General features: G+C 53.1%; 19 protein-coding genes. 9 read left to right on the top strand and 10 right to left on the bottom strand.

Translation table 11 applies throughout. The annotated features are described in order from the left end of the window. Positions 1-5: 5 nt before the first annotated feature. From EGM51_14110 to EGM51_14075, 8 genes are all read left to right on the top strand, one after another. Positions 6-344 (top strand): ATPase, encoded by a 339-nt coding sequence (locus EGM51_14110; protein ID QBG48476.1) that lies wholly within the window; start codon positions 6-8, stop codon positions 342-344. A gap of 264 nt (positions 345-608) precedes the next feature. Beyond that, positions 609-1,250, top strand: a complete 642-nt coding sequence (locus tag EGM51_14105) for a helix-turn-helix domain-containing protein (GenBank protein ID QBG48475.1) — start codon at positions 609-611, stop codon at positions 1,248-1,250. Beyond that, positions 1,177-2,928 carry a CBS domain-containing protein gene (locus EGM51_14100; protein QBG48474.1) on the top strand — a complete coding sequence of 584 codons (1,752 nt, stop codon included), beginning with the start codon at positions 1,177-1,179 and terminating at the stop codon, positions 2,926-2,928. The genes EGM51_14105 and EGM51_14100 overlap by 74 nt, the downstream gene beginning before the upstream one ends. A 102-nt stretch (positions 2,929-3,030) precedes the next feature. After that, complete coding sequence (locus EGM51_14095; protein QBG48473.1) at positions 3,031-3,834, top strand: CBS domain-containing protein; 804 nt, start codon at positions 3,031-3,033, stop codon at positions 3,832-3,834. A gap of 13 nt (positions 3,835-3,847) precedes the next feature. After that, positions 3,848-4,765 carry a CBS domain-containing protein gene (locus tag EGM51_14090; protein QBG48472.1) on the top strand — a complete coding sequence of 306 codons (918 nt, stop codon included), beginning with the start codon at positions 3,848-3,850 and terminating at the stop codon, positions 4,763-4,765. Positions 4,766-4,775: 10 nt separating this feature from the next. Further along, positions 4,776-6,080, top strand: a complete 1,305-nt coding sequence (locus EGM51_14085; protein ID QBG48471.1) for a hypothetical protein — start codon at positions 4,776-4,778, stop codon at positions 6,078-6,080. 15 nt (positions 6,081-6,095) lie between these two features. After that, a complete protein-coding gene (gene sulP, locus EGM51_14080) occupies positions 6,096-7,769 on the top strand; it encodes a sulfate permease (protein QBG48470.1) in 1,674 nt (557 codons plus the stop codon). After that, the gene (locus EGM51_14075; protein ID QBG48469.1) at positions 7,762-8,604 is read left to right on the top strand and encodes a hypothetical protein; all 843 of its coding nucleotides are present in this window, start codon (positions 7,762-7,764) and stop codon (positions 8,602-8,604) included. The genes sulP and EGM51_14075 overlap by 8 nt, the downstream gene beginning before the upstream one ends. Here the strand turns inward: EGM51_14075 and EGM51_14070 are convergent. The 10 genes from EGM51_14070 to EGM51_14025 form a co-directional block, all read right to left on the bottom strand. Next, positions 8,597-9,004, bottom strand: coding sequence for a hypothetical protein (locus EGM51_14070; protein QBG48468.1), 408 nt, complete (start codon positions 9,002-9,004; stop codon positions 8,597-8,599). The genes EGM51_14075 and EGM51_14070 overlap by 8 nt on opposite strands. 23 nt (positions 9,005-9,027) lie before the next feature. After that, a complete protein-coding gene (locus EGM51_14065; protein QBG48467.1) occupies positions 9,028-9,633 on the bottom strand; it encodes a carbonate dehydratase in 606 nt (201 codons plus the stop codon). 19 nt (positions 9,634-9,652) lie between these two features. Then, positions 9,653-10,519, bottom strand: coding sequence for a carbon-nitrogen hydrolase (locus EGM51_14060; protein ID QBG48466.1), 867 nt, complete (start codon positions 10,517-10,519; stop codon positions 9,653-9,655). Between the two features lie 81 nt (positions 10,520-10,600). After that, a complete protein-coding gene (locus tag EGM51_14055) occupies positions 10,601-12,115 on the bottom strand; it encodes a DUF1186 domain-containing protein (protein QBG48465.1) in 1,515 nt (504 codons plus the stop codon). Positions 12,116-12,264: 149 nt separating this feature from the next. Next, positions 12,265-13,194: a DUF3037 domain-containing protein gene (locus EGM51_14050; GenBank protein ID QBG48464.1), complete on the bottom strand. Its 930-nt coding sequence runs from the start codon at positions 13,192-13,194 to the stop codon at positions 12,265-12,267. A gap of 66 nt (positions 13,195-13,260) precedes the next feature. Further along, positions 13,261-13,860, bottom strand: coding sequence for a hypothetical protein (locus EGM51_14045; protein QBG48463.1), 600 nt, complete (start codon positions 13,858-13,860; stop codon positions 13,261-13,263). 148 nt (positions 13,861-14,008) lie between these two features. Further along, a complete protein-coding gene (locus tag EGM51_14040) occupies positions 14,009-14,947 on the bottom strand; it encodes an agmatine deiminase family protein (GenBank protein QBG48462.1) in 939 nt (312 codons plus the stop codon). Between the two features lie 90 nt (positions 14,948-15,037). Further along, positions 15,038-15,283: a hypothetical protein gene (locus EGM51_14035; protein QBG48461.1), complete on the bottom strand. Its 246-nt coding sequence runs from the start codon at positions 15,281-15,283 to the stop codon at positions 15,038-15,040. A gap of 293 nt (positions 15,284-15,576) precedes the next feature. Then, a complete protein-coding gene (locus tag EGM51_14030; protein QBG48460.1) occupies positions 15,577-15,840 on the bottom strand; it encodes a Txe/YoeB family addiction module toxin in 264 nt (87 codons plus the stop codon). Beyond that, positions 15,837-16,079, bottom strand: a complete 243-nt coding sequence (locus tag EGM51_14025; GenBank protein QBG48459.1) for a type II toxin-antitoxin system Phd/YefM family antitoxin — start codon at positions 16,077-16,079, stop codon at positions 15,837-15,839. The genes EGM51_14030 and EGM51_14025 overlap by 4 nt, the downstream gene beginning before the upstream one ends. A gap of 350 nt (positions 16,080-16,429) precedes the next feature. On the opposite strand from EGM51_14025, the gene EGM51_14020 reads away from it, so the two are divergent. Beyond that, positions 16,430-17,410 (top strand): IS110 family transposase, encoded by a 981-nt coding sequence (locus tag EGM51_14020; protein QBG48458.1) that lies wholly within the window; start codon positions 16,430-16,432, stop codon positions 17,408-17,410. The last annotated feature ends 111 nt before the right edge of the window (positions 17,411-17,521 follow it).

Here is a 17,521-nt window from a genome sequence, read left to right as displayed (position 1 = left end):
TTATCATGAAAATTGCAATACCTACTGCAGAAGGAAAACTGTGTATGCACTTCGGACACTGCGAAGTGTTCACTCTGCTGGATGTTGATCCGGAGAAAAAGACGATTACGGCCAGCACCGAACTGGTGCCGCCGCCACATGAGCCGGGGGTTCTGCCGGCCTGGCTGGCTGAGCAGGGAGCCACGGCGATTATTGCCGGGGGTATGGGATCGCGAGCGCAGCAGCTGTTTGCCCAGAATAATATCGAAACCATCGTGGGGGCGCCGTCCGGGGAGCCCCGGGCCGTTGCAGAAGCATGGCTGGGGGGCGAACTGGTTCCCGGAAGCAATGCGTGTGATCATTAATTCATAAACCGGCCTCTGCAGACCGGCACAGATGAACCGGAATAAATCCGGTTTCAACTGTGTTTGTCTGCGGTCTTTAACTTTTCAGAAGGAAACATGGGTTGCTGTGCCTGTCGGTTAGGTACGGATACTTCTGGGTTACCGCCTCTGCCTGAGATCCGGCAGGGGCGGTTTTTTCGGTAATTTCCAATCTCTGGAAATTATCACTTGCATACAGTGCGGTTTGTTGTAGTTTTTCGCATATCCGAACGGAGGGTGTCGAATATGCACGAAATTATGACGATTGAAGAAGTGGCTGAATATCTTCGCGTTTCTGAACGAACGGTCTATGACTGGGCTCAGAAGGGAGATCTGCCCGGCGGTAAGCTGGGGACCACCTGGCGCTTTAAGCGCAGCGATGTGGAAAACTGGGTGAATTCCCGGATCTCGCAGCAGATGCCGGCGAAGAAAAAAGGGATGACCAGCAGTGCAACGCTGACGGCGGAACGTATCCTGATTCTGGAAGAAGGGGATAAAGATACGGTGCTGCGGAATCTGGTCGATCTGCTGGCAGAGACGCCGTTTGTGCATAATCGTGAAGAACTGCTGAAAGGAATTTTTGCCCGTGAGGAGCTGATGAGTACCGGCATCGGTTTCGGGGTCGGGGTGCCGCATGTGCGCATCGATTCGGTATCCGATCTGGTGATGGCGGTGGCGGTTTGCAAAAAACCGATCAGCGGTTATTCCTCGCTCGATAATCAGCCGGTTCAGATTGTCTGCATGCTGGCGGCGCGTTCCGATCAGCATGCCAAATATATCCGGACGCTTTCGGGGGTCAGCAACCGGCTGAAGGATGCCGCCGTACGTAAGGCCATCATTGAATCCGACGATCCCGCATTTATTCATTCAAAGTTGTTTGGAGAGTAAACGCATGCCCGGTATCGAATTAGGCGTTCTTGCCATCCTCGGAATCTGTGTCGCCGGCGGGGTGATCGGCGCATTTATTTTCCAGAAGCTGAAAGTTCCGCAGGTGGTCGGCTATATTGTGGTCGGAGTGCTGATTGGTGATACCGGAATCGGACTGCTGCATCCGAGTGATATTGAAGCCTTAACCCCTTTCAACAACTTTGCGCTCGGGTTGATCGGGTTTCTGGTCGGCGGCGAGCTCAGTGCCGGTATTTTCAAGAAATACGGCAGACAGTTCACGACGATTCTGATTGGTGAAGGCGTTGCGGCCTTTGTGCTGGTGTGTGCGGTTTCCACGCTGATTCTCTATTTTGTCTGCCATAACTGGGTGACTGCACTGGCCGCCGGAATTGTTTTCGGGGCGATTGCTTCGGCCACCGATCCGGCATCGACCATTGATGTGCTCTGGGAATACCGCTCGGCCGGGGTGCTGACGACGGCGATTGTGGCGATTGTGGCGCTGGACGATGCGCTGGCTATGACGCTCTACGGGCTCGGTACATCCGTTGCAACCATTCTGGTTCAGGGCAGTGATCATTCCATCGGGTTGACACTGCTGCATACGTTTATTGAACTCGGCGGCGCCATTCTGCTGGGGATCATCTGCGGATTTGTGCTCGATTATGTGATGAGTTATCTGCCTCAGAGCGAAAAACGTCTGGGGATTTCCATCGGCCTGATCCTGGTGTGCATCGGTCTGGCGGTGGCCTTCAAGATGGACCTGATTCTGGCGACCATGGCCGTTGGTATTGTGCTGATCAACAAAGCGCCGAACCGTTCCAAGAAGCTGTTTGAAACCGTTCGTTCATTTGCGACACCGATTTACATCATTTTCTTCGTGCTGGTCGGGGCCCGTCTTTCGCTCAACAACATGCCGATATGGGTATGGGGGCTGGTGGCGGCCTATGTGGTGATGCGCAGTTTCGGAAAGTGGATTGGCGCGTATTGGGGCGGGCGCATTTCAAACGCTGAAAAACCGGTACAGAACTACCTCGGTATGGCGATTTTTGCGCAGGGCGGGGTGGCTGTCGGTCTTTCCATTGTGGCCAGTCAGAACATGCGCCACATCGAAATTCTGGACGGGATGAACCTGGGCGATATGATCATTTTCACGGTCACGGCTACCACGTTGTGCGTGCAGCTGATCGGTCCGGTGTTTACACGCATGGCGGTAAAAAAAGCCGGAGAAATCGGCTGCAATGTGACCGAAGAAGATGTCATGGCGGAAATGAAAGTGAATGATGTCGTTGATAAAGGCATCGTTCCACTGCACGAAGGCACTCCGCTTGAGACTGTGATCCAGCACTTTGCCGATCAGGACACCTTTGTATATCCGGTCGTTTCCAGCGAGGGAACAATTATCGGCGTGCTGACGTTTGAAAACCTGAAGGAACTGCTCAATGAGCGTGATACCTGGCAGTGGCTGGTAGTGGGCGATGTGATGCAGCCGGCCCGCCATAAACTGCTCTCAACCATGAGTCTGGCTGAAGCACTCAAGGAAATGAGTAACAATCAGGTGGAGTCGCTTCCCGTTATCGACAGTCAGGCATCGGGCAAACTGCTCGGTGTGCTCGATATCCGTGCCGCGCGCCGCAGCATTAATGCCGAGCTGGTTAAACGCCGGACGGTTACAGGATAAAATATACTATGCTCAGAAACCGCACCATTCTGTTTGCGCTGCTGATTCCGCTGATGCTGAATCTGCTGGCCGTCTTTGTTGCAGAGCCGCTGCGGGAACGGAATGTCCAGACCTGTATTGAACAAAGCGATGAGCTGTGCCGCATCGACGGTACCGTACCGGACCGGGATTCTCCGGAGGATGTCCGCGTATATTTCTTTGATGCTCCGTGTAAGAGGTACGCGTTTGCATTTGATCATTTCGGCTATACGAAATGCCGCTTTTTTATGCTGTCCGCCAGTGGGGCTCCAATGGCCGGCGGATGGCGTATGCCTCTGCGGATTTGATTCCGCTGATGTGAGATTCCCCGGACCTCATCCGGTTCCGGGGGCAGGAAAAACCATCGTACTGATGGTGAACCACTCTCATTACTGCACGAATTCAATCAAAAGGACTTCCATGAAGAACAGTCTTGAAAAAACCACCGTTAAAGATATTGCCCACCTCATTAACAGTACCTGTCTGCGTGCTGAAAGCGACGTTTCGCTTGAAAAGCTGGCTTCGGCACTCTGCGCATCCGACCGCAGCAAGGTGTATCTTGAAAATGCCTCCGGCCGTCTGGTCGGTGTCATACAGGCCAAGCAGATTGCGGTTAAAATGCTTGAACTCTCGCGAAACAGAAGCGAAGAAGCCGACCTGCTGCCCGCCATCAGTTATGTGCTGAATTTTTTCCGCGGCCACGATCTTGCGGAACATCCGGTCACTGTTCAGACCGCTTCTCCCCTGAAAGAGGTGCTCGACCTGATGCAGCTGAACCATATCCGTGAAATTGCCGTGGTGGACAGCGAGCGCCGTCTCGTGGGAACCCTTGAGGCGAAGAATATTCTTTCTCACTACCTGCAGGCCAAAGCTGAAGCAATGCTTTAGAAGGAGATGCTCTATGAATATCATGAATTATACCCGCGGTGAGGAATCGTGGCAGCCCGCTCTCCGGTCTGCTCCACGTGACGCCGTATTTGAAACGATGCTCAACCGCCTTTGCAGCAACGGATTTTATGACGTGAACGCAACGCTGACCCCGGAGGCGGTGCTGAAAGCGGTTATTGCCCGTGAGAACCGTCAGACCACGGCACTGGGAGACGGGATTGCTTTTCCGCATGCACGGCTGGAACATCTGCATCAGGCCCTGTTCGCAGTAGCCACGTTTGAAGAACCGGTCATGTTTGAGCAGGCCCCGGTTCGGATTGTCTGCCTGATTCTGACGCCGCAGGTCGATCCCTCGGTTTCGCTCAAAATCATGGCGCAGCTCTCGCGACTGCTCACGGACCCGCCGGTCCGGCGCGCGGTACTGAATGCAAAGAGCCCGACTGAACTGCGCGATATTTTTCTGGCGCACAATCCTCGGATCGACAAACCGATTCTGGCGCGTGACATCATGCGCCCTCCCCGGTTCAGCCTGAAAGAATCCGATCCGGTTTCCGTCTGTTCGCATCTGATGAGTGTGAATCACCAGCATGCGATTCCGGTTGTTGATAAAGAGCAGCGGATTCTCGGTGAAATTACGGTGGAACGCCTCTTTAAATACGGGTTGCCGGAATTTTTCGGCCAACTCAAAAGCGTCTCCTTTATTGCCGAATTTGATCCGTTCGAAAAATATTTTGAAGACGAACAGGCTGCATCTGCTGCAGATATGATGTCACCGACAGTGAAAACGGTGCCGATGGATTACACCATCATGGAAATCGTTTTCGACCTCGCGATCAAATCCTATCCCAAGCTTTACGTCGTGGATGAAAACAATCGCTGGGTCGGTAGTATTGATAAAGGCCTGGTGCTCGACACCGTCATCAACCACTGAGGAGTAACCCATGTTCGTTCCAATTATTGTATTTCTGGTGGTCTACTTTTTCATTGCCACCGAAATTGTTGATAAAACCATTGCGGCACTGATCGGTGCCGGCATTATGGTCTGTTTTCATCTGGTGGGCTATGAAGAGGCACTGCACGCCATTGATCTGAATGTTCTTTTTCTGCTGATCGGTATGATGGTGGTTGTCAACACCCTCACCGATACCGGAGTCTTTGAATGGCTGGCGATCAAGCTGGCCCGCGTTGCCAAAGGCAACGGACTGGTGATTGTCATCTTTTTTATGATTCTCACCGCACTGCTTTCGGCGTTCCTGGACAATGTGACTACGGTCATTCTGATGGCGCCGATCACGATTCTGCTCTGTCAGCTTCTGGAAATTCCGGCCGCGCCGATTCTTATTATGGAAGCGGTTTTTTCCAACATCGGCGGCACAGCAACGCTGGTGGGCGATCCGCCGAATATTCTGATCGGTTCGCAGACGCATCTGTCTTTCAACGACTTTCTGCTGAATCTCACTCCGCCGGTTCTTATAAGCATGGTTCTGCTGCTGGCCCTGCTGGCCCTGCTGTTCCGCAAACAGACCCGAACCACGGAACAGACGCGTAAACGCATCGAACAGTCCCGTCCGGAAAAGGCGATTCTGCAGCCGGCGGTATTGAAAAAATCGCTTTTCGTTTTCGGGCTGATTCTTGCCGGATTTTTCAGCAGTCGCCTGCTCGACATCGAGCCGGGGATTATTGCGCTGGCGGGAGCCATGCTGATGGTGCTGATCTGCCGGAAGGATATTCACCATTCGCTGCTGCACGTCGAATGGAATACGATTCTTTTCTTTTCCGGTCTGTTTATGATGATTGCCGCGTTGGAACATGCCCATGTTTTCGAGGCGATGGGGGAATTTATTCTGCATATCTGTAAAGGCAATCTGATGGCTACCGCACTGACGATTCTCTGGTTCAGTGCTCTTGCCTCGGCCATTGTGGATAATATTCCACTGGTGATGGCCATGATTCCGCTGGTGAAAGGCATTATTCCCGTTTTTGCGCAACAGATGGGAATCAGCGATGAGGCACTCATTCATGCGCAGATTGCTGAGCCGCTGCTCTGGTCGCTGGCACTTGGGGCCTGTTTCGGCGGCAACGGCACCCTGGTCGGAGCTTCGGCCAACGTTGTGATTGCCCAGGTGGCCAACCGGAACGGTTGTAAAGTCACCTTCGGCTCCTTCACCAAATACGGTTTCCCGTTTATGATCATCAGTCTGCTTGTCGGCAGTGCCTACATCTATCTTCGTTATTTCATGAATTAAACAAAGGACCGTTCCATGTTCCGCCCAAAGTTCTTCACTCTTCTGAAAACCAGTACCCGGGAAACCGTTATCGCTGATATCTCCGCCGGGATTACCGTAGGGGTGATTGCCCTGCCGCTGGCGATGGCTTTCGCCATAGCCAGCGGACTGCCGCCGGAACGTGGACTTTTCACGGCCATCGTTGCCGGATTGTTGATTTCGCTGCTCGGCGGCAGCCGGGTGCAGATCGGCGGGCCGACAGGCGCATTTGTGGTGATTGTTGCCGGCATTGTGGCGGAATTCGGCTATAGCGGGCTCGTCTGGTGTATGCTGCTGGCCGGCCTGCTGCTGATTCTGTTCGGTCTGTTCCGGCTCGGCGGTCTGATCCGCTTCATCCCGTTTCCGGTCACCACCGGATTTACCAGCGGGATCGCACTGGTCATTTTTTCCACGCAGATCAAAGATCTGTTCGGACTGCATATCGAGACTGTTCCCGCAGAATTTATTCCGAAATGGGCGGTCTATTTCCAGGCCATGGACACCTGCACACCGGCGGCGGCCGCGCTGGGCATAGCCACGGTTTTAATCATTTATGCGTCGCGACGGTGGGCTCCCCGAACCCCTGCCATGCTAATCGCCATGCTGGCAACTACCACCGTTGCGGCGCTGTTGCACCTTGATGTTGAAACCATCGGGAGTCGTTTCGGCGAACTGCCGCGTACCCTGCCGCTGCCTGGCATGTTTGCTATTCCCGAATTATCCGAACTCCGGAACCTGATTGTCCCGGCTTTTACGGTTGCTCTGCTTGCGGCCATTGAGTCGCTGTTGTCGGCCACGGTCGCCGACGGCATGATCGGCGGAAAGCACCGCCCGAATACCGAGCTTATTGCGCAGGGTGTTGCCAACATCGGTTCGGCCTTTTTCGGCGGAATTCCGGCTACGGGCGCCATTGCCCGTACCGCCGCAAATGTGAAAAGCGGAGCCCGCTCCCCGCTGGCCGGAATTATCCATGCCGTCACGCTGGCCCTGATTCTTCTGCTGTTTGCGCCGCTGGCTAAAATGGTTCCGCTCTCCACGCTGGCGGGCATTCTTGTGGTGGTCGCCTGGAATATGAGTGAAAAGCAGAATTTTCTGTCCATTCTGAAAGGACCGCGCAGTGACCGGCTGGTGCTGGTGCTTACGTTTCTGCTGACCGTTCTGATCGATCTGACCGTGGCGGTGGAAGTCGGTATTGTGCTGTCGGCCCTGCTGTTTATCCGGCGGATGTCGGAAATCGCCAATGTCAGTGTGATCACCGATGCCGTCAGCGGCGATGTCGACTCTGCCGAAGATCCCCGGGCCTTTGCGCTGCGTGAGGTGCCGCCGGGGGTTGAGGTTTACGAGGTTGAAGGACCGTTTTTCTTCGGGATGGCTGATACATTCTGGAATGCACTGGGGAACCGCCGTAAAAATATTCCGGTGCTGGTTCTGCGGATACGGCACGTTCCGGCCATTGATGCCACCGGCCTGCATAATCTGCGGCAGCTGCATGCGCAATGCCGCAAAAAGAAAACCGAGCTGGTTTTTTCCGGCGTTGCTGCCCAGCCGCACAGAACCTTTAAACAGTCCGGGTTCCTCGACGAGGTCGGCGCTGAAAATTTCTGCTCCTCCATTGATGCCGCTCTTGAGCGTGCACAGGAGCTAATCCAGAAAGGAAAGAAACATGAATAATCGTAAACTCATCAATCAGCTGATTCAGTTGCAGGAACTTGTAGTTGCCCGCATCCAGAAAAAAGTCGCGATGCCCAAAGCACCGCTCGACGTACTTGACGAGAATATTGCATTGCTCAGCGAAAACATTCCGCAACGTACGAAGACCCATATCAACGATCTGCTCAAAAAGCATCCGGAAGCGGTGGTGCCGCTGATTGACGGGCACTGCACGGGCTGCGGTATGAAGCTCAGCATCAGCCAGGTGAATGAAGTGCATCATGCAGAGGACATTCATCGCTGCCCGAACTGCACCCGCTATCTTTACGTGCCGTCTGAAGTGGTGGCCCGGGAACATGCCAGCCGGGTGTATGGCGAAAAACGGAAGATCGGCATTGCCCGCTTTTCCACACAGCCGCTGATGATTACTCCGCTGACCGGAAATACGCCCGAGGAAGTGCTTGGCGAAATCTGTGAACGCATGCAGGCCGAAGGCTTTGTGGAAGACGGTCGCCAGCTGTTGTATATGGCGATGCAGCGCGAAGACATCATCAGCACCGCCATTGACGGTGGAATGGCATTTCCGCACGTGCGCGGAGTGGAGGGCGGCGGGCTGACCATGGCGCTGGGCATTCATAAAAAAGGCATTCGTTTCGGCGGCCCCGGCCGGACGCTTACGCGCCTCTTTTTCTTTATGGTGATTCCGACCGCCACCAGTGCATTTTACCTTAAACTGCTGGCCGGACTTTCGCAGACCTTCCGCGATAAAACGGCCCGCGATCTGCTGCTTAACGCGGAAAACGAGGAAGAGCTCTGGAAAGCTCTGGTGCAGCAGACCCGCAAGGTGATCAAATAGCGATCACCGCATAGGATGCCGTCATGCGGGCACAGTCGGGAATTTCGCTGTAAAGTTCAATCCGGCTGCGACCGCGGGCTTCCAGTTCCTGTAAAACGCGCGCTGTTTCGGCATCCGATGTTTCGCAGGCAGCCATGAAATCGCCGGTTACCGGAGCGGTGAATTCCGTTTCGGATTTCACGACCATAACCTCGGCCTGAAGGCCGGCTTCGTGCAGTTTCCGGGTCATCAATGCCCAGCCGGCAAGCGTAAGGATGGACGAAATGGAACCGGCAAATCCGGTTCCTTTGTCATTCCGGTTTTTCTCCAGCGGAGCACATAACTCAATGCCGTTTTTCCACTGTCTGGAAACCGTGATGCCCAGCATCCGGGCAGGTTGTATATCGGCAAGGAGATTCATGAGCAGACATGTGCCTTTCCTGACTACCGGTCGAGGCCGGTGGCGGTGACCCCCATATCCCGCAGCAGACCGTCTTCGAGACGATAGATCCAGCCGTGGACATGCAGTTCCTGGCCGGACTTCCAGGCATTCTGTACCATGGTGGTACTGCAGACATTGCCGACCTGTTCAATCACATTGAGTTCACAGAGCCGGTCGCGGCGCGCAACCGCATCTTCAATGGCATTCAGTTCCGTGGCGTGAATGCGGTAGACATCCTGAATGTGGCGCAGCCAGTTATCGATCAGACCATGGTTGGCCTCCTCCATCGAAGCCGCCACGCCGCCGCAGCCATAGTGGCCGCAGACAATGATATGTTTCACCTTCAGAACCTCCACCGCATACTGAATAACGGAGAGGCAGTTGAGATCGGTATGCACCACCACATTGGCAATATTGCGGTGTACGAAAACCTCTCCCGGCGGAAGATCGATAATCTCATTGGCCGGTACACGGCTGTCGGCACAGCCGATCCATAGAATTTCCGGCGACTGCTGTTTCGCCAGTTCTTCAAAAAATCCGGGCTGTTCCTTCTCAACGTTTTCCGCCCATTCGCGGTTTTTATCAAAAAGCGGTTTCAGCGATTTCATAATGATTTTCCTTCTCTGTTTAATACCGGAACCGCTTGGTGAGGTCTTCGTAGGCATCAATGCGGCGGTCGCGGAAAAAAGGCCACATGCGCCGGACCGTTTCCGAGCGGTTTTTCTCCAGCGCCACAATCAGTTCCGTTTCCTCATCCGTTCCGGCCTGTGCCAGCAGTTCACCCTGACAGCCCGCCGCAAAGCTCGATCCCCAGAAAACCGCGCCGCCCGGTTCGGAGCCGGTGCGGTTGACGCTCAGCACCGGAATACCGTTGGCCACCGCGTGCGAGCGCTGAATCGTAATCCACGCCTCGCGCTGGCGCGCCTGCTCTTCGGCATCGTCGGCCGGATCCCAGCCGATCGCCGTCGGGTAAATCAGCAGGTCCGCGCCGGCCATCGCCATCAGCCGCGCCGCCTCCGGATACCACTGATCCCAGCAGACCAAAACGCCCAGCTTTCCGGCCGATGTTTCGACGGGAGAAAAACCGAGATCGCCCGGCGTAAAATAAAATTTTTCATAATAGCCCGGATCGTCCGGAATATGCATTTTGCGGTATTTTCCTGCAATCGATCCGTCGGCTTCCAATACCACGGCGGTATTGTGATACAGCCCCGGCGCGCGCTTTTCAAACAGCGAGGTCACGATCACCACGCCGAGTTCCTTCGCCAGCGCCCCGAAGGTTTCCGTCGACGGACCGGGAATGGTTTCCGCCAGATCAAAATTCGCCGGATCCTCCACATCGCAAAAATAAAGCGATGTATGCAGCTCCTGCAAAACCACCAGTTTCGCACCCCGCGCCGCACAGCGCCGGATCCCGGCGATGCTCTTTTCAATATTCGTCCCGCGGTCGCCCGAACACGACTGCTGGACTAAACCTGTGATCAACTTGCTCATGACGGTCTTTTTACACCACGAAATACACGAAGTACACGAAACAAAAGGGACTTCATTGCCGCTTGAAGATAGAGTGATCGTTTAGCAGTGCCGGAGGTTATCAAGACGGACCTTGATATCCCAGTCCGCACAATCTTCAGCATTAAGCAGGGCCTGGGTGAGGAGCTGTTGAGCGCGGGGAACGTCGGGCTCCCCGTGCGCATCGAAGCTGAAGAGCTCCGCCAGTACCGCATAGCCCTGCGCCCGTTTCGGATAGAGTTCAATCATGCGTTCAAGTCGCTCAGTGGCCTGTTCCGTTTTGCCGCAGGCGTGTTCCATCCGCGCAAAACTCTCTTCAAAATTACATCGTAGCACGGTATCCATATCGGGGAAACGCTCCTGGAGACGGGGTAGATATTCAAAGCCGAACTGTAGAGCCGCGACTGAATCATTCGCCATATTATCAATGACCGCCTGCAGATCCTGAATCCAGTTGCTGAAAAAATCATAACCGTTGAACAGGGCATCGGTACGCGGATCAGCCGGACTGGTGACCGCCGGCGGGATTTTTTCCAGGACCAGCGGCCAGGCGGTTTTCCAGCAACACAGCGCCTTCCAGTCATCGCGATGTTTCATATAGTAGTATCCGGCCATAATCCATTCATCGGTTCGGGTTGCCGGCATTTCGACCCGGTCTTCATCCGGAATATCCGACCGTACGAATCCGGTGGCGATGCAGCATTTCTTATATTTTTTCCCGCTACCGCACGGGCAGGGCTCATTACGTCCGGGCTCTTTCCCGGCCATGTTTCTGCGATTCTGCTGCCGTCGTTCGTTGGCCGGTGCATTGAGCAGACCGGAATGATCCTTTTCACCGACGGGGCCACCATGGTCGCCCCAATAGTCGGTATAGAAATGGATTTCCCGCTCAGTCGGTTCAAGGACGTCATACCGCCGTTTCTCCGGCGGAAGGTCATCGGCCTGGTTCAGCGAAATTTCAATTTCTTCGTAGGATTGTATGTAAGGATCGGCGAGGTTGCGGTCGTAGGCAGTTTTAATGAACGACAGTGCAGTTTTGAATTTCAGGTGATCACACACCGTAATCACGGTATCAAAGATATAGCTAGGTTTCTGTTCCAGTCGTCGGCTCAGCAGTTCGATGCAGTACATCTCCATCTTTTTCAGCGGGAACCCGCCGTTGAGTGTAATTTGCTCAAGAGCAAACAGCCCTGCCGAGCGGGCGTATTCAAAAACTGCGCGGCCTTCGATGAAGGCCTGGAGTTTTTCAATCTGACCGCAGCAGGTAAGCGCCAGAAAATGGCGCAGCGACTCCGTCACCATATCGCCGAAAATCCGATCCAGAATAAATTCCGGGAACGAAGCGAGGGTCACATAGCGCTCGAACGCCGCCGCGCTTTTCAGTTCCGCCAAAAGAAAAAGGGCATAGACAAACCGGGCGGACCGGTCGTCGGCATATGGGTATTCAATACGCCAGTCCAGCTCTTCGAGCAGTACCGATTCCGCCTCCGGCCAGGTTTTGCGGATGGTATTGAGTGCATCGGTTGGAATCCGGCCGCTAAACGGTTCCAGTTTTTTCAGCGCTTCTTCGGTGGTCATGTCCGGGGTTCCTTATCATTGGGTTGGGTTGATAATGCCGTTTTTTTACCTGCGAAGACACGGGGAGCGCGAAGGAAATTGGAAACTATTTTGGCGGCGGGGATGGACTCGATATGCATCAAGATTTCGGGCTCGTCGCGTCAGAGAGGTCAAGCCTGCGTCCGGGATGCGAAGTGAGTGACGGCTCGCTGATTATCAAATGGTTCAACTGCAACACCCTGACTTTTAAGGAGATCACAAATTTCCCGAGCGGCGGCATAGCGCTTGGCATCTGCTTCCGGAGGGCACTGAACCGCAAACAACATGTGCCGCGGCAAGAAATCCATCTGTTGAAGGCGATCAACTCGGTTTCGCCAGGCATCACCGCGATCTCGTATCTGTGTAGCCTCGGTCTGTGTGAGGTTTAGTGGCTTAATCGCACGCAATGGACGCGTGTCATTCTCCGCGCTTTCAACAAAGGGCAGCGTTACATGATAATCGTCGTTGCCGACCTTTTCGCTGTGATAGCGGTGCAATAGGTTTTCTGCCCGGAAAATCTGGGTCAGCTTATCCGTCATGACTTTTTCTTGATAGTCCTTATGTTTCGCAAAGTTTCGATCAACATAATGATCAAATAGCGCTTCCAGATCTTTGAACGGATCCTCCGTCAGCAATGTAGCCGGGGCCCCGAAACGGAACAGCTCTTCGCGTGGCCGGATAATTTCAGCAAATATTCCGGCAATCATCTTCTGGTGTTGAGGCAAGACCAGCTGTTTAAATTCAGCGGAGTCAAATTCCGGCCTTAAGCGCTTTAGCTCCGCAAGTAAATGCTGGCGGCCATGGGTGTACATATGAACGTCCAGTTCTGGAAAAAAGTCGGTAATCCGCTTGGTTTTACGCACTTCCACGGCAAAGTCCATCCAACCGATCTGTGGACAGCAGGCAAGAATACCGACATTCGCAAACTCCCCCGTTTCCGGATAAGGAAGAAATCGTATGACGCTGTAATTACAAACCAGTTTATTCATGAGGCACCTCCCAGAAATCTTGGGAATTCGTTTCAACTCTACGCAGAATATGTTCCATTCGCCCAACTTCATTCTTCAAAGGTTTTTTTATGAGGTCGTCATCCTCAAACCACTCGTCGGGTATTGAGGCCAGCTGTATCAGATATCCAGCAATTTTTTCTGATGCGTTTTAATGTACTCCCCGGTCCATTTTTGGCGGAAATCCCGGAATACATGAGTCCCGAAAAGTGTTTCCTTTGCAAAACTGACATCGAATGCGAGATTATGGTCGATTATAACTACGTCGCCTTCGGGAATATGCAACAGCAGGTTGGGATTTCCTCCGTTCTCTCCCAAAGTGCGATCTTCGTTCTGAATCCAATAGTCGAAGAGGAGAATGTCGGCCCTGAGCTCTGAATCGATTTTCAAAGATTCCGGATAATCGAGCTCAACAGCTCCCTCCACATGATAAGAACCAAAACCAATACCTGATCCCAAAGATGAAATTTCGGGCATGGAGCTATACTCAATTAAAAGAGGGTCGATATAAACCAAGCCGAAGGGCGCAATAGGCAACCCCCATTCTTTGGCCAGACATGCAGATATCCATTCTGCGGCCAGTTCCGGCTTTGAGAGTTCCGCGCCCTTTACCCAAAGCTGTCGGCCTGAATCGTCCCGGCAGATAAACGGGCGTGTGATTCCTTGGTCGCTTTTCTTGATCACCTCGGAAACTTGAATCAATGGCTGACTGTTATTCATGTGTTCCTCAACATAGAAAACTCAAGGTATACCTCTTGGGTTAAGTTTTAGCGACGGTGCCGGATGCAACATGTCGCAGAATTTTAATAAATCTGGTAAAGAATAGTTTGTTTTTGCGAGATCGGCAAGCAGATCGGAATTGGGATAGTCAGGGCATTACCCTTGCGGGGAGCTGCATGGTGACGCAGTGGAGGGAGCCGCCCTGGCGGATGAGGGTGGAGCAGTCGATGCCGATGATTTCGCGGCCGGGGAAGGCTTTGCCGATGGTTTCGAGGGCGAGGGCGTCGGCGGGATCGTTGTAGGTGGGGACGAGGACGGCTCCGTTGATGACGAGGTAGTTGGCGTAGGTGGCGGGCAGCCGTCGGTTACCGTCAAATTTTGGTGCAGGCCAGGGGAGAGGAAGCAGCCGGAAGCCTTCAAACTGTTTCAGTTCGGCTTCCATGGCCTGGAGGTTTTCGTAGTGTTCATCTTCCGGGTTGCTGCAGGATACGTAAAGAATGGTTTGGTCGGGAGCAAGGCGGGCGAGGGTGTCGATGTGGGAATCGGTATCGTCGCCGGCGAGGTGGCCGTTTTCGAGCCAGAGGATTTTACGGAGTCCGAACAGTTCGGTGAGCCGGGTTTCGATTTCGGTTTTGGAAAGGTCGGGGTTGCGGTTTTTATTGAGCAGACAGGCGGTGGTGGTGAGCAGGGTGCCTGCGCCGTCGGATTCAATACTTCCTCCTTCGAGGATCATATCGATGGGGCGGATTTCGGTTGGGCCGAAGGCGCCGGCTTCGTGCAGGCGGCGGGTGAGGGTGTTGTCGAGGTTGTGGGGAAATTTTCCGCCCCAGCCGTTAAAGGTGAAATCGAGCAGTACGGGGTTGCCGTTTTCTTCGATGGTGACGGGGGCGATGTCGCGGCTCCAGGTGTCGTTGCAGTCGAAGTCTTCCACCCAGAGGACCGGCTGGAAGCGTTCGATGGCTTTACGGATATTGAAAAAGGTGGCGCGTGCGTCGTCGAGGCAGTAGGCCCAGTCCATGTGCGGTTGTGGCTCAACGAGCAGGACGGCATCCTGCGGTTCCCATTCTGCTGGCAGTCTTCTTTTCATGGGGCGGGAGCATTTCCAAGCTTTGGAAAAAACGCGAGCGGAAAGTTTCAATCATTGAAAATTCGGCTTACGCTCTTTAAAAATGCCTCTTCAGCAAAATCTGTGGGTTAGTTCTGGCTCAGGAAGCTCGCCCATAGTGTGAAACAGGGCGATTTCAAGCACTTCATAGCTTCGAAAACCGAACGCTTTTCTCGTTACCAGATTTACTTTGCGGTTCAGGCCCTCGACGGCGCCTGATGAATAGGCCTTCCGGGTCTTGAACCCGTTCAGGATCAGCGGCTGGTACCGACGGATCGTTCCGACAATTTTTTTCATAGGGTCGAAATGCGAGCGCATGGCCGAATGCCCGGAAGATCCGCCTCTGCCCGGAATGAAGCATTTGACTGCCTGTGTAATCAGATTCTGTAAAGGTAACGTTAAATCCAGATTCTAACAAAAATTCAAACGATCCATAATATCCAAAGCCCAAAAAGGCAGAAGCGGCATATCCATTATATCAGCATCCTCAAAAGACGGGGCTCCGGATGAATCAAAATCATATACGAACACCCCGACGCCATTAGGTTAAACGGACCGATAGACAGTCAGTTTTTACGTTGACGGACAACCTCAGATGGCTGGTTCGCAACTTATTCGTAATGGCTCCACATCCGAATTACTTTGACGGATTGGATTTCTTCTAAAACTTGATAAACCAATCTGTGCTGGATATTGATTCTTCTTGAATACGCTCCGGATAAATCCCCAACCAATTTTTCATAGGATGGCGGATTTTGATATGGATTCTCTTTAAGAATATCCAATAGTTTTTGTGCCTGTGGTTTTAATCCTGATCGTGATAATTTTTTGGCATCTCGCTTGGCTTGATTGGTGTAAACGATATTCCAACTCACCAATCCAACTCCGAATCACAATTATCTACTGATTCTGCCAATCCAGCTTTGATTGATTCACTCATGCCGGGGATTGATGAAAGGTACAGAGTTTCCTGAACAGCTTTCCAATCTGATTCGGAAATAAGGACTGCTGAATTTCTTTTACCCGTAATTTGGATTGGTTCATGAGAGTCGGAAACATCATCCAATAGGTTGTATAGCTGTTTGCGAGCTTCAGTTGCAGTTAAAGTTGTCATATTGCCTCCTTGGTACGCAATAACGTACGCAATGTGTATGGGACTGTCAATTTGATTCTGCGAACGTTATGGATGAGCCTCGGTGCTCATAAACTTTGCCTTCACCAAAACGGGCGGGTTCACCGTAGGCTCAAGCCTCTTGATACTCATCTAAGTCCTCTGAAAAGGACGGTTTATTCCTTATTCTAAAATTGAGGCCCTCCTCCTGGTCAAGCATACGGCTGACCACCCGAAGGTGGCGTCTCAAATTGCCAACTATACGGAGGAGACTGAGATGAAGTATTACAAAACGACTACGAAATACAACTGCGGAATCGACCTGCACACCCGGCAGATGTACATCATGCTTGATGGATCTGGATGGGAACATTCTGGTCCATCGGAATATCCGGAACAATGATTTCGCCTTTTTCCTTAAACTGGTTGAGCCGTACAGGGATGATCTAACGGTAACGTGCGAGAGCTGCTTTGTCTGTTTCTGGCTGGCTGATGCCTGCGAGGATGCCGGGATCAAATTTGTTTTGGCTCATGCCTACTATGTTAAATCGATTGCGGCGAACAAGCATAAGAATGATAAGGAGGATGCCCGGGAACTGGCCGAGTGTTTGCGGACCAGCCGGATTCCATTCGCTTATGTCTGTCCCCGTGATCTGCGCCCGGTCCGCAAGCTGCTGCGCCGTCGAAACCAGTTCGTGAAGAACCGGGCCGAACTTACCGGCCATTCCGCCTGCGAGGTGATGGCTGCCGGAAACCGGCCCTTGACGATCAGCTCCAACAGCAAAGAGCGCTGGCGGGAAGGTGTGCGGTCGAGCTTTGATAACCCGGTGGACTCATTCACAACGGATGCGGAGCTGGAGATCATCGAAAGCTATGACCGGGTCATCCTTAAAATGGAGCAGCGGATCGAAAAACATGCCCGGGATTTTCAGCAGCAGGACTACCGCCTGCTCCGCACCGCTCCGGGCATTGGAAAAATACTCGCGCTGACCGTTCTCTACGAAACCATCGACATCAAACGTTTTCCAGCTGTGAAGGATTATATCAGCTACTGCCGCCTTGTGGCCGGTACCAATGAAAACGGAGGGAAGGACTTCGGCGGTAAGGGCCGCAAAATGGGCAATCCGTACCTAAAGTGGGCGTTCATGCAGGCGGCCATTCTCTGCAAACGGGCCGATCCGAAACTCAACACCTACTATCAGAAGCTCGAACGCAGAAAAGGCAAACACACTGCAAACGCAATTATAGCGGCCAAGATTGCCCGTGCCGTCTACTTCATGCTGGACCGCAGGACCGGCTTTTCAGTTGATCAGCTTATAAAGGGAAGACGATGATTTAACATACGCTTTTAAGGAGGTGGTGGTGATCCGTACGTTCTGACTGGGACAAAGAGGTCATCCGATGCACGGCATAATAAAATGGTTTGAATCCGAATCAGCCGAGCT

Source organism: Verrucomicrobia bacterium S94 (genome assembly GCA_004299845.1).
In the GTDB taxonomy this organism is placed as follows: domain Bacteria; phylum Verrucomicrobiota; class Kiritimatiellia; order Kiritimatiellales; family Pontiellaceae; genus Pontiella.
The sequence above is the reverse complement of the archived record's forward strand: the minus strand, read 5'-3'. Positions and strand labels throughout refer to the sequence as shown.

What these genes read in the sequence shown, in the direction of transcription:
- EGM51_14110 (QBG48476.1), top strand. Translation starts at nt 6, where the DNA reads ATGAAAATTGCAATACCTACTGCAGAAGGAAAACTGTGTATGCACTTC.
- EGM51_14105 (QBG48475.1), top strand. Translation starts at nt 609, where the DNA reads ATGCACGAAATTATGACGATTGAAGAAGTGGCTGAATATCTTCGCGTT.
- EGM51_14100 (QBG48474.1), top strand. Translation starts at nt 1,177, where the DNA reads ATGCCGCCGTACGTAAGGCCATCATTGAATCCGACGATCCCGCATTTA.
- EGM51_14095 (QBG48473.1), top strand. Translation starts at nt 3,031, where the DNA reads ATGTCCAGACCTGTATTGAACAAAGCGATGAGCTGTGCCGCATCGACG.
- EGM51_14090 (QBG48472.1), top strand. Translation starts at nt 3,848, where the DNA reads ATGAATATCATGAATTATACCCGCGGTGAGGAATCGTGGCAGCCCGCT.
- EGM51_14085 (QBG48471.1), top strand. Translation starts at nt 4,776, where the DNA reads ATGTTCGTTCCAATTATTGTATTTCTGGTGGTCTACTTTTTCATTGCC.
- sulP (QBG48470.1), top strand. Translation starts at nt 6,096, where the DNA reads ATGTTCCGCCCAAAGTTCTTCACTCTTCTGAAAACCAGTACCCGGGAA.
- EGM51_14075 (QBG48469.1), top strand. Translation starts at nt 7,762, where the DNA reads ATGAATAATCGTAAACTCATCAATCAGCTGATTCAGTTGCAGGAACTT.
- EGM51_14070 (QBG48468.1), bottom strand. Translation starts at nt 9,004, where the DNA reads ATGAATCTCCTTGCCGATATACAACCTGCCCGGATGCTGGGCATCACG.
- EGM51_14065 (QBG48467.1), bottom strand. Translation starts at nt 9,633, where the DNA reads ATGAAATCGCTGAAACCGCTTTTTGATAAAAACCGCGAATGGGCGGAA.
- EGM51_14060 (QBG48466.1), bottom strand. Translation starts at nt 10,519, where the DNA reads ATGAGCAAGTTGATCACAGGTTTAGTCCAGCAGTCGTGTTCGGGCGAC.
- EGM51_14055 (QBG48465.1), bottom strand. Translation starts at nt 12,115, where the DNA reads ATGACCACCGAAGAAGCGCTGAAAAAACTGGAACCGTTTAGCGGCCGG.
- EGM51_14050 (QBG48464.1), bottom strand. Translation starts at nt 13,194, where the DNA reads ATGAAGTTGGGCGAATGGAACATATTCTGCGTAGAGTTGAAACGAATT.
- EGM51_14045 (QBG48463.1), bottom strand. Translation starts at nt 13,860, where the DNA reads ATGAATAACAGTCAGCCATTGATTCAAGTTTCCGAGGTGATCAAGAAA.
- EGM51_14040 (QBG48462.1), bottom strand. Translation starts at nt 14,947, where the DNA reads ATGAAAAGAAGACTGCCAGCAGAATGGGAACCGCAGGATGCCGTCCTG.
- EGM51_14035 (QBG48461.1), bottom strand. Translation starts at nt 15,283, where the DNA reads ATGCGCTCGCATTTCGACCCTATGAAAAAAATTGTCGGAACGATCCGT.
- EGM51_14025 (QBG48459.1), bottom strand. Translation starts at nt 16,079, where the DNA reads ATGACAACTTTAACTGCAACTGAAGCTCGCAAACAGCTATACAACCTA.
- EGM51_14020 (QBG48458.1), top strand. Translation starts at nt 16,430, where the DNA reads ATGGATCTGGATGGGAACATTCTGGTCCATCGGAATATCCGGAACAAT.